We start from the raw sequence: 11,373 nt of genomic DNA, 5'->3' as shown, positions 1-11,373 counted from the left end.
GCGAACCGCCAGTTGGTCGCCTGACAACCAGGGAAGCTCCACTTACGGTGCTGTCCAGTTTTACGGGTCCATTTCTCAGCCCATGAGCGACCTGACCCCCAAAGATCGTTACGTGGCGTACCTGGTTGCGGATTGGTTGCTGATTGCATGTAACCCATGTAGCTGCTGTAAAGAATGGATGAAGCTAAATGGCTGTTTTCAATTAGAAACCGCATGGCAGGCGCGGCCCTCAACTTTACAAAATTGCACTCATAATCCCTTGGTCGCTGGTTCGAGTCCAGCTGGGCCCACCAATGATTTCAACACCTTAGCCAATACCTCTGTCTTAATTCCTCTGGCTTGGTGTCCGTAACGGGGTCCATAGTGCCAAGGTGGGCGTCTCCCTGCTTTCAGACAGAAGGGCGTCATGACACCCCAAGAAGAATCCAGACTCGCCTATTGCCCCGTAACCGGACACATAGGTACTTAACAACGCCGAAGAGATGACGGTGCTGGGTGATGGTTACCATCAAATCGAGGGCGATTTTGGTACTTCGTCAACTTTATTGCCACCTTGCCACTAGGGCGCCTCGCCGAGACCGGGCAGGTGATCTTCCAGGCGCCTTGATCACCGCCGAGGGAGCCGTCTATGTCAGGGGACCGTTGAACACATTAAGCGCGTGTCTTCCCCATGAAGGCGTGTAGAGCCGCTTGGTCGACCCAAACAGGTTCCTCAGCGGAAAACGACACCATGACGCGGGTCTGGCTGCTCAGGTGCAGCGCCTGGTACTCATCGAGGCGCTGGTAGGCGGCCAAGCCTCGCGCCAGATAGAAATGTCCGCCTGGCGGTACTAGACCGTATGGCATCAGGACCAAGCCTTGCGACCGGTGAATCTCGTGCCAGCCACCTCGTTTGTCGTCCCCGCTGAGCCGATCCGTCACGCTAAGCGGAAGATGAGGTGCATCAGACAAAAAAGGCATACCAAGGGGTGTCATAATATGGTAACTCCCTAAGAAAGTAGTCTATCAAACAGCATAGCCTGGATGCCCAGATGGGCAAGGACCTTTCCGACAAAACCGGGCGGAGTATCCCCCACACATCAGGCAGGTGAGGGCGCGGGCTTAAGGGAGGTCGCCAGCGAGAAGAACAGCGCTCGCATGGTAAGGGGTAGCCAACAAAAGAAACGCACCAGGCGCCTCTTGAGGGGGGGGGTAGCGGGGGTCGACTTCCCCGGTCACGGTGACACTAGTGGTGATTTCCTGCACTTCGTTGCGATAGTCACTACCCGGCGCACTGCTTTTGGCCAATGAATTCAACATCATCGCACTACGGGCCACAGGCGATCCGGACAACGTCGTCGAGGTGGTCTGCGACATGTCTTAGGCCTTCCTGAGAGGTGTTGCCGAGAACCTGCCCAACGCCGAGGTGGCGGTCGATTGGTTCTACATCGTTCAGACCTTCACCAAGGCGCTAGCCGAGTTTCGGAAGAAGGAGCGCCGAGAAAAGGGGCACCCCAAACCGTTGCGGTGGTCGGTTCTAAAGCGCGTAGATAACGACAACATGGGCGGCCACGCAACTGGCGGCACTCCAGGAACTGGTGGCCGATCGTGGGGCCACCGCTGATGCTTGGGTCATCGAGGAGAAGCTGCGCTGGAGCCAGAAGGCCCCGGTGCCGCGAGCCGCCCGGTGGCGCATCACGAACTACCTTAAAATCATGCGCAAGGGGCGCTTCCTTATTATTGATTGCCGGAGACGGCATCCGCGAGGGCATCACCGGCATGGCCGAGTTGATTACCCGCAATGCTTCCCTGGGCTTCAGCTTCGGGCTGGTGGAGGTCGCGCTCTACCAGTTCGGTGAACAGGGTCTGGTGGTCCAACCCCGTGTCGTCGCCAGGACCGAGACCATCGAACGAACCTTAGTACACGTGAAGGAAGGCAGCGGCGGCATCCTCCAAGAATTCATGGATGATGCCGATAGCGAGGTCACGCCACTCACGATGATGGAAGATCGTGCCTGGTGGGAACCGCTCACCCGCATTAGCTTCGATGACCCGGAGCAGGAGTCACCATCGTATCGGCCTCACAATCACGTCAAGGTACAGCTGCCCTACTCCGGCATCTGGATCACGGCCTTTCGATCCAAGGGGAAGGGCAACTGCGGCGTGTTCCTGACCGGCAAGCAGTTGGAGCTGCCCCCCCCCCCCATATCCTCGACAGGCTCAACGAGGAGCGACAGAAGATTCTGGCCGAGCTTCCCGGCGGCAACGTTGAACGTACTCAGATGAACCCCTCTAACCCCAGCTTTGCCAGTTACGCTCGGCTGGCCGACTTCGCCACGGACGACGAATGTCGCGACTGGCTGGCACAGCAACTGAACCACTTCGTCAACGCCTTTCGGCCTCGCTTGAAGGCCTTGGCCAGGTGATCTGGATTCGAAGCTTGAGCAGTTCTTGGGGGAAGTCGATACCTACATTCGCTGGTATAACGAGAAGCGGATCAAAGTCTCACTAGGTGCCCTGAGCCCTCTGGAATACCGAGAAAGCCTGGGGGTCGCAGCATGAAAGAGTCCCAGAAAAACGCCGCACCCCCAAAGCGGACAACCTTCATTGGCGTTGACATATCCTGCCCAACGGCTACAAGGCGCAGCTGGTGGCCTACAGCCGCCGCGCTGCTCTGCGCTATTAAGAGGCTCTCGCGCAGGCCAAAGCCGAACTGCTGGAGGAGGCCATGGCGCTCCCCCCCGAGGACAAGGCACTGGACGACACGCAGCTGCTGATCCGTCCGCCGCGGGTCAAGGCCGCGATCCAGGCCTAGCGCTACCTTCAAAGCTGATGATGGGCGACCTGCTACCAACGGAGCAGGCCGAGGCTGCTGCAGAACGGCTTTTGACTCACCACCAAGGTGAAGGAGCACGCCCGTTGCATGCAGGTCGAGCCCGCCGGTGTCGACACCGGCGTGAGGGTGCAGGACCTCGGCTATCGCTGGGGCTCGTGTAGCAAGAGCAACCGGGTCTACTTCCACTGGAAGACCATCCTGCTGCCGCGTCATATCGCCGAGTACGAGGTTGTCCACGAGCTGGTGCACCTGCATGAGCCCCACCACACCCCCGCCTTCTGGCGCCGCCTGGCGCGCACCATGCCGGACTACGAGCAGCGCAAGACATGGCTCGCTCGGCACGGCATCGAGGTGAAGGGGGTTTAGCTGAAGGCGCGCGCCAGGCAGCCTTTTATCAAGGCGAGCGCCTGCTCAGATAGCAGGGCCCCTCTCTTTTTTTGTTATCGTGGTCAACCATCATTCTGGGAGGAGTCATGGCTTTTCGCTTCCAACGCCGCATCGCCCTGGCGCCAGGGCTGCGACTCAACCTGAGCAAGCGTGGCCTTGGCCTGTCGGTGGGGCCGCGTGGGGCCAGCTCAGGCGTTGGTTCCGGCGGTATGCTCGGTTCCGCCAGTATTCCCGGAACGGGTCTGGCGTACCGCCAGAAGCTCAACACCGCTAACGCTGGTGGGCGAGACGCCAACGGGCCAGCATCGTCAGGCAGCATCGCTGCGTCAGCCCTGGAGGCTTTGCTCGACGCAGGCGCTTCCGTGCCGGTGCGACTTGAGGTGCGCAACAGCGGACAGGTTCGCTACATCCATGGCAATGGTGCCCTGATGACTGATGCGGAGGCACGTGTGCTGCGCCGATATGCGTCAGACGCTCTGCGCGAGCAGCTGGAGGCTCACTGCCAGCGGCTGAATGAAGATCTTGAGCGTCTCGGAAAGCTACATGAACAGACGCCCCATCCCGAGGTCAGCGGCTATATGCCCCGGAGCTTCGAGGAGTCGCCTCCTTCATTACCGGAGCACACCACACTTGCCTGGTGGCATCGGCTCTTGCCACCGGCCAGACAGCGTGTCGAGCAGGAAAATCTTCAGCGTCAGACGGCATTCAACGAGCACTACCGCCAGTGGGAATGGCGCAAGACGAAACATGACGCCGCTGAGTTCGCGCGCCAGCTTCGGGAAGAACAGGGGGTCTGGGGCAATCCTGATGATATGGAGCAAACTCTGCGCGAGCGGCTGGAAGAGATCGAGTGGCCGCATGAGACGCTGATTGATTTTGACCTCGGAGTTGGTGAGACCACGATAGCCGTGGACATCGCGTTGCCCACTGAGGAGGAGATGCCTGACCGAGAGTGGAGGATGCCCGCGAAGCGGCTAGAGCTCATACCGAAAAGACTGAGTGCCACCCGACAGCGCAAACTCTATCGCGACCATGTGCATGGCATTGCCTTCCGGGTGCTAGGCGCGATTTTCGCTCGCCTGCCCACCGTGCGGGAGGCGCGTGTCTCCGGCTACCGCCAAATCAACGACCCCGGCACCAGCGAGCAGCGGGATCAATATCTCTTCAGCGTCAAGGTCTCACGCGAGCAGTGGGGCAAGATCCACTTCGACCAGTTGGATCAGGTCGACCCGGTAGCGGCCATGGAGGCCTTTACGCTGCGACGGGACATGACCAAGACGGGCATCTTCCGCGATATCGAGCCGTTCAAGCTGGTGTGAGGATCAGGTGGTCGGAATCTGACGTGACGTAAAGGCCCGAGACAAGAAGATCCTGCGCTTTTCTGGAAATTCGAACTTCCATGTTGCACTGCACCAATTCCTTTGCTATTGTGCATTGCAACAGAGACGCAGAAGGCATCGGGAGACACCCAGGGCCTTCTAGATATTTAGAACCCTCAGGAGGGTCAATCATGCAAAACTTCGACACCAAGCAGATCACCGAGCAGTTTGAATCCATGTTCTTCGCGCCGGCTCGTGCCTACGCTGAGCTTTCCGTGAATTACACCGAGAAGCTGGTTAACGCCCAGCTCGAGGCTGCCCAAGCCTACACCGACACCGGCCTGTCACAGCTGCGCAGCCTGATGGAAGTCAAGGATGCCGAAGGCCTCAAGAGCTACATGGAAGGCCAGCAGCAAGTCGCCAAGGACCTGACCGAGCGCCTGAAAGGCGATGCCGATAAGGTCGTGGCCCTGCAGCAGGACTTCGCCAAGGACAGCCAGAAGCTGACCGAAGAGAACGTCAAGCAGAGCCAGAAGCTTGTCGAAGAAAACGTCGAGAAGACCCAGAAGGCTGCCGAGAGCAAGGCCAAGCAGGCGACTGATACCAGCGCCAAGAGTGCCAAGTCTGCCTGATCCAGGCGCCGGCCTTGCCGGCGCGCTGAGAGTGTAACGCCAAGGGCCGCCGATCAATGATCGGCGGCCCTTTTACGGGTGAACGAAAATGAGTGATGAAAGTACATTTTCGTCATCGCTCTATACGTCGGTCAGCGCTCGGGAGTACTCTCGCGCTGGTGCTGTTGCCACTCTTTCGCGGTGAAGACTGGCAACTCGGCAGGGGGGAGTGGTTCTCGACCCAGGAGATGGTCGGCGGTCTTTTCGGCAATCATGATCGTCGGAGCGTTGATGTTGCCATTGGTGACGGTGGGCATGACCGAGGAGTCAATCACACGCAGGCTTTCGATGCCGTGGACGCGACACTCGGTATCGACCACGGCCATGGCGTCGCCGCCCATCCGGCAGGTGCCGCAGGGGTGATAGGCGGTTTCCGCGGTGCGCGCGATCCACTCGTCGATCTCGTCGTCGTTCTGGACCGCCTTGCCGGGCGACAGCTCTTCGCCGCGGTAGGGGTCGAAGGCGGGTTGGGCGAAGATTTCCCGGGTCAGTCGAAGTCCATCGCGGTAGGCCTGCTTGTCCTCTTCCTCCTGCAGGTAATTGAACACCAGCTCAGGCGCGGACGCCGGGTCGCTTGAGGTGAGTTTTACCCAGCCGCGGCTCTTGGGCTTGTTGGCGCCCAGGTGCACCTGGAAGCCGTGTCCCTCGGCGGCGCTGGAACCGTCGTAGGCGATGGCGCCGGCCAGGAAGTGGTATTGAAGGTCGGGGTACTTGAGCCCGGCTCGGCTGCGTATGTAGCCGTTGGATTCGAAGTGGTTGGTAGCGCCCAGGCCACTCTTGAACAGCAGCCAGCGTGCGCCGATCAATGCCTGCCCGAACGGATTGAGCCAGCCGTTGAGGGTGATCTTTTGCGTACAACTCTGCTGGACCCAGACCTCCAGATGATCCTGGAGATTCTGGCCCACACCGGGGAGGTCGTGGATCGGCTCGATGCCATGTTCCTTCAAGTGCGCGGCAGGGCCGATGCCAGACAGCATGAGCAGCTTGGGAGAGTTGAAGGCGCTGGCCGAGATAATGACCTCACGGCGGGCCTGAACCCTGACGGTCTTGTCCTTCTGGCGGTATTCGACACCCACGGCGCGCTTGTCCTCCATCAGCACGCGGGTGGTCAGGGCATGCATCTCGAGGTGTAGGTTGTCACGCTTGAGCGCCGGTTTAAGGTAGGCATTGGCGGTGGAGCAGCGCACCCCGTTGCGCACGGTCATGTCCATGCGGCAGAACCCTTCCTGGCGGTAGCCGTTATAGTCCTCGCTTTCGCCATAGCCCGCCTGGCGCCCCGCGTCGATGAAGGCGCGATAGAGCGGGTTCTGCATGTTGTTACCGTTGCACACACCCAGCGGCCCGCCGGCACCGCGATAGTCGTCGTCGCCGTAGAGGCAGTCCTCGGCGCGCTTGAAATACGGCAATACTTCGGCATAGCTCCAGCCCTTGGCGCCGTGTTCGACCCACTCCTCGAAGTCCCCGGCGCAGCCGCGTACATAGGCCATGCCATTGATCGACGACGAGCCACCGATCACCTTGCCGCGGGCCTGGTGGAGGCGTCGGCCCTGGAGGCCGGGTTCCGGCTCGGTATGCAGACCCCAATCGAAGCGCGGCTTGTTAAGCGGGATGGAGAAGGCGGTGGGCATCTGGATGTAGAGGGAGTTGTCCTTGCCGCCGTATTCCAGCACCAGCACTTGGTGGCTTCCATCGGCACTCAAGCGATCGGCCAGCACCGAGCCGGCCGACCCGGCGCCGACGATGACGTAATTGAAAGCGTGATCGAAGTTCGGATCGCTCATTGCATTCCTCCTTTTAGCAGACTGCCGGTTTGGCCCTCGTGCGTCCTAGCTTCCCGCTGTGGCGGGATCGTCGGGCATGACCGCACTCCCTCCAGGTAGCTCCCGTTGGGTGTGGAGGAAAAGGAGATGGCGCTCGTACTGATCGAGGATATCGGCGATCAGTTGCTCCTTGCTGTACCCATAGACGTCATACCCCTGTCCGCCCTCGATGATGTGAACCTCCAGGCGATAGTAGTGGGTGCCGGCATGGGTATCGCGGATCGAGAAGGCCGGCATCGCGCATTGGCGCGGCCATATCTGATAAGTGAAGTCCTGTTCGCCGCCCAGACTGACGTTCATCTCCAGGTGCCTATCCTGATTGTCACCCACGACGATCTCCACCGGATACCCCTCGTCGCTGAGGACATCGTGGATTTCCTGCATGGCGGGTTCGCCCACTTCTTGAAGAAAGCGGCGGGCCTGACTCCCGTTGGGAAAGCTCACGGCTCGCCTCAGGCGATGTCGCCAATTGCGTACCGAGGCTTCCCCGAGGGCGGTGCGCCCCGAGAGATGCCCGGCCATGCTGTTGCGATAGCTGTCCTCCTTGAGCCCCTCCACCTTCAGCGCCTTGAAGAGCCCTAGCATCATCAGGAATAACACGAAGGCGAAGGGCAGGCCGGTGATCACCACCGTACTTTGCAGCGCACCGAGCCCTCCTGCCATCAATAAGGCCAGGGTCAGGACGCCGATGATGGCGGCCCAGAGAACTCGCATCCAGGCCGGGGCGTCATGGTTTGGATCACTGAGAATCGAGGTCAGGTTGGAGAGTACCAGCGAGCCGGAGTCGCCGGAGGTGACGAAGAACACGATCGCCAGGATGGTCACGACCACCGTGGTCATGCCGACCCAGGGCACGTTCTGCAGGAAGAGGTAGATGGCCGAGCCGGGGTTGTTCATGGCCTGCTCGCCGAAGTCGACGACGCCGGTATCGTTCATCACCATGTCGATGGCGCTGTTACCCATGATCGACATCCACGCCATCATGAAGGCCAGCGGCAGGAGCAGCGTGCCGGCGACGAACTGGCGGATGGTACGGCCGCGGGAGATGCGCGCCAGGAACAGACCCACGAAGGGCCCCCAGGCGATCCACCAGGCCCAGAAGAACACCGTCCAGCCATTTAGCCAGTCAGTAGGCGGGTCGAAGGCGTAGGTGTTCATCGACAGGCCGATGAATCCGGAAAGGTAGTCGCCCACGTTCATTACCAGCGCATTGAGCAGGAATAACGTCTTGCCGGTGAACAGCACGAACAGCATCAGCAAGAGTGCCAACAGCATGTTGAATTCAGATAGCCGCCGGATGCCCTTGTCGACCCCGGTCACGGCGGAAATGGCGGAAAAGACCACGATCAGGATCGCCAGGGACGCCTGAGTGAGGGTGTTCTCCGGCACGCCGAACATGTAGTTGAGGCCGAAGTTGAGCTGGATGATGCCGATACCCAGGCTGGTGGCAATGCCAAAGAGGGTGCCGAGCACTGCGGCGATATCCACGGTGTGGCCGATGGCGCCGTGAATGCGTTTGCCGAAGATGGGATAAAGGGCGGAGCGGATGGTGAGCGGGAGGCCATGGCGATAGCTGAAGAAGGCCAGCGACATGCCCACCAGGGTGTAGATCCCCCAGCCGGACAATCCCCAATGCAGGAAGGTCAGCTCCATGGCATGACGCGCCGCGGCAACAGTGGCCGGATCGCCTTCCGGCGGCGCCAGGAACTGGGTGACCGGCTCGGCGATGCAGAAGAACAGCAGGTCGATGCCGATGCCCGCGGAAAACAGCATGGCGGCCCAGGTCACCACGTTGAAGTCAGGCCTGGAGTGGGCCGGCCCCAGGCGCAGCTTGCCGAAGCGCGAAAGGCTGATGGCGATGACGAAGACCAGATAGGCCACTACGGCGATAAAATAGAACCAACCGAAGGTATCTGAAATCCACCCCAGCACGGCATTGATGACGGCGCTGGCAGGCTCAGTGAAGGCCATCGTCCACAGGGCGAAGGCGACAATAGCAATGGCGGAGCCATAGAAGACAACCGGGTTGATGCGATCCTGCTGAGAAGGGTGAGGCGTCGAATCGTCGTGGTCACTCACTATGTACGCTCCTTATGGAGGCGAAAAATCCTGATGGAGGGCAAAAAAGCCTTTGCTTGGGCAGCTTTAGAGATTAGATAGCGTCGATGTGGCTGTCCAGTGAACGGCACGATCAATGCCCTTCGGGATCATCCGCCCAGCGTTCGTCGGGATGCACCTCATTGGTGGGCAGTACTGGATCGTAGCCTTCGGCACGCAGGGCTTCAATGACGTCGCGGGTATGATCGCCGCCCAGGGTTTCCAGCGTCGCTTCCACTTCGGTGGCACGCAGTGACAGGTCGGTAAAGGTTCGCTGATGGGCGATCTGGATGACATTGGCATGCTGCTCGGCGAGCAGTTGGGTGAGTTCGGAGAGCGAGCCGGGCACATCCGAGATGCCAACCCGGACACGCACGATACGACCGGAGCGAACCAGGCCACGCTGGATCACCGACGACAGCGCCAGCATGTCGATGTTGCCGCCGCAGAGAATGAGACCGACCTTGCGGCCGCGATAGCGTTCGGGATCGGTAAGCAGCGCGGCCAGGCCGGCGGCACCCGCACCTTCGGCAACGGTCTTCTCGATCTCCAGGAGCAGAAGAATGGCGCGCTCGATCTCGGCCTCGTCGACTAACGCGATATCGCTGACCAGCTCTCGCACGATGGGCAGGGTCAGCTCGCCGGGCTGCTTGACGGCGATGCCCTCGGCCAGGCTGGCCAGGCCACAACGGATGGTGTCCCCCGCCAGCGCCTGCTTCATGGCCGGGAAGCGGTGAGTCTGCACGCCGATGATCTCGATGTCTGGCCGGATGGCCTTGGCGGCCACCGCGTTGCCACTGATCAATCCGCCACCCCCGATGGGAATCACCAGCATCTCGAGGTCGGGCACGTCCTCAAGCATTTCCAGGGCAATGGTTCCCTGGCCGGCGATGATGCGCTCGTCATCATAAGGGTGCACGAACACCCGGTTGTGCTCGTCGGCCAGGCGGTGGGCATACTCGCCGGCCTCGTCCACGCCGTTGCCATGCAGATGGACCTCGGCGCCGAAGTTGCGGGTATTGCTGACCTTGAGGCTGGGGGTGTGCCGTGGCATGACGATAGTGGCGTGAATACCCAGCCGGGCGGCGTGATACGCCACCGCCTGCGCGTGGTTGCCCGCCGACATGGCGATCACCCCCCGGGCCCGCTCCTCCTCGGATAGCGACAGCAGATGATTCAAGGCGCCGCGCTCCTTGAAGGCAGCGGTGAACTGGTGGTTCTCGAACTTGATATAGAGCTCACAGCCGGTCAGCTTCGACAGCGTTCGCGAGTGCAGGCAACGCGTGTGTTCCACACTGCCGTATATGCGTTCGGCGGCGCGGGTCACGTCGTCGAGGGTGACGGTCATCTCGGCGTCTCCAACGGTGGGGTGGCGGGCAGATGGTGCACCAGTTCACGGATGTGCGGGTCCTCCACGCCCATCGCCTCCAGCGAGGCCGCCAGGTTCAGCAGGTAATCGCGGTTGGGGCCGCTGGGGCCGTGCGCCCGGGCGATCTGTTCGGCGATGACACCATGCGGCGCATCCCCCAGGAAGGCCGCGTTGTCTTGCCCAGCGAGATACACCAGACCCTCGTCTCGCTCGGCCGTCGACGTGTGATGCGTCTCGGCTTGCGACCTGGTCGGCGATGCCGTGCGAGACGACGTTTCCGACGCCGTTGGTAAAAAGTGCAGGGTGACGATTTCACGCAAGTAGCCATTCTTCTCACGCACATCCAGCGAGCCGAGAACCTCGGGACCGATGCGATACGCCATGCCGTAGCAGATGGCGTCGGGCCTGCGGATCAGCGTCACCACACGGCCCGGCGCCTCGGGCGTGCCGCGATGATCATGCGAGCCCTGCCAGAAGCGCCGGTCCCAACCGTAAATATAGGCGGGGCGGCGCTCGTGGTAGGGAAAGTCGGCCTTCCAGATGAGCGAGCCATAACCGAACAGCCAGATCGAGTCATGGCCATCGAAATGGGTCATGCGCCGGTTCGCGTGGGTAGTATCTAGGGACATGCGCCTCAGGTCATCGTCACGGGTCGGGAATCCCCATCATGCGATGTCTGGCATGACTTGTCGAAAACGCAGTGGGATCGACTCACCTTTGTCAAGGTACGCTATCTCCTCCGAATATTTGATGCCGACGCGCTTCAGTCGCACGAGTCGTTTACCGGCGCGACTGTCGCTGGAGACGGGATGGTTTATAATTACAGCGTGTTGGCTTCGGCGCGGCAGTCGAAGCAAGTACGACCGAGGCTGATCCGGTCGCCACTGCCCGCACA

11 protein-coding genes and 1 pseudogene are annotated in these 11,373 nt (G+C 60.9%); 7 read left to right on the top strand and 5 right to left on the bottom strand.

What is annotated here, in order from left to right; genetic code table 11:
• Positions 1-651 precede the first annotated feature (651 nt).
• On the bottom strand, positions 652-846 hold the full coding sequence (locus KG088_RS18335) for a hypothetical protein (protein WP_213827909.1): 195 nt from the start codon (positions 844-846) through the stop codon (positions 652-654).
• A 559-nt stretch (positions 847-1,405) separates the two neighbouring features.
• Between KG088_RS18335 and KG088_RS20115 the strand changes: the two genes are divergently transcribed.
• The 7 genes and pseudogenes from KG088_RS20115 to KG088_RS18300 all read left to right on the top strand — a co-directional run bounded on the left by KG088_RS20115 (position 1,406) and on the right by KG088_RS18300 (position 5,153).
• Entirely contained in the window at positions 1,406-1,603 is a 198-nt protein-coding gene (locus tag KG088_RS20115; protein ID WP_406565625.1) for a hypothetical protein, read from the top strand.
• A gap of 116 nt (positions 1,604-1,719) precedes the next feature.
• The gene (locus KG088_RS18325) at positions 1,720-2,265 is read left to right on the top strand and encodes a hypothetical protein (protein ID WP_213827907.1); all 546 of its coding nucleotides are present in this window, start codon (positions 1,720-1,722) and stop codon (positions 2,263-2,265) included.
• Entirely contained in the window at positions 2,262-2,405 is a 144-nt protein-coding gene (locus tag KG088_RS18320) for a hypothetical protein (RefSeq protein ID WP_213827905.1), read from the top strand. The genes KG088_RS18325 and KG088_RS18320 overlap by 4 nt, the downstream gene beginning before the upstream one ends.
• Before the next feature lie 13 nt (positions 2,406-2,418).
• A pseudogene (locus KG088_RS18315) lies at positions 2,419-2,541 on the top strand (IS3 family transposase); the annotation flags it as partial.
• A gap of 340 nt (positions 2,542-2,881) precedes the next feature.
• Entirely contained in the window at positions 2,882-3,181 is a 300-nt protein-coding gene (locus KG088_RS18310; protein ID WP_319941479.1) for a M48 metallopeptidase family protein, read from the top strand.
• A gap of 107 nt (positions 3,182-3,288) precedes the next feature.
• Complete coding sequence (locus tag KG088_RS18305) at positions 3,289-4,521, top strand: DUF4236 domain-containing protein (protein ID WP_213827903.1); 1,233 nt, start codon at positions 3,289-3,291, stop codon at positions 4,519-4,521.
• Positions 4,522-4,712: 191 nt separating this feature from the next.
• Positions 4,713-5,153 (top strand): phasin family protein, encoded by a 441-nt coding sequence (locus tag KG088_RS18300; RefSeq protein WP_213827901.1) that lies wholly within the window; start codon positions 4,713-4,715, stop codon positions 5,151-5,153.
• Between the two features lie 131 nt (positions 5,154-5,284).
• On the opposite strand, the gene betA is transcribed toward KG088_RS18300, so the two are convergent.
• The 4 genes from betA to KG088_RS18280 form a co-directional block, all read right to left on the bottom strand.
• Entirely contained in the window at positions 5,285-6,973 is a 1,689-nt protein-coding gene (betA, locus tag KG088_RS18295) for a choline dehydrogenase (protein ID WP_213827899.1), read from the bottom strand.
• Between the two features lie 45 nt (positions 6,974-7,018).
• A complete protein-coding gene (gene betT / locus KG088_RS18290; RefSeq protein WP_213827896.1) occupies positions 7,019-9,091 on the bottom strand; it encodes a choline BCCT transporter BetT in 2,073 nt (690 codons plus the stop codon).
• A gap of 112 nt (positions 9,092-9,203) precedes the next feature.
• The gene (locus KG088_RS18285; protein ID WP_213827894.1) at positions 9,204-10,457 is read right to left on the bottom strand and encodes a threonine ammonia-lyase; all 1,254 of its coding nucleotides are present in this window, start codon (positions 10,455-10,457) and stop codon (positions 9,204-9,206) included.
• Positions 10,454-11,107 carry a gamma-glutamylcyclotransferase gene (locus tag KG088_RS18280; RefSeq protein WP_213827892.1) on the bottom strand — a complete coding sequence of 218 codons (654 nt, stop codon included), beginning with the start codon at positions 11,105-11,107 and terminating at the stop codon, positions 10,454-10,456. The genes KG088_RS18285 and KG088_RS18280 overlap by 4 nt, the downstream gene beginning before the upstream one ends.
• Positions 11,108-11,373: the final 266 nt, after the last annotated feature.

Source organism: Halomonas jincaotanensis (genome assembly GCF_018448785.1).
Lineage (GTDB): Bacteria > Pseudomonadota > Gammaproteobacteria > Pseudomonadales > Halomonadaceae > Halomonas > Halomonas jincaotanensis.
This window is presented reverse-complemented; position numbering and strand designations above follow the sequence as displayed.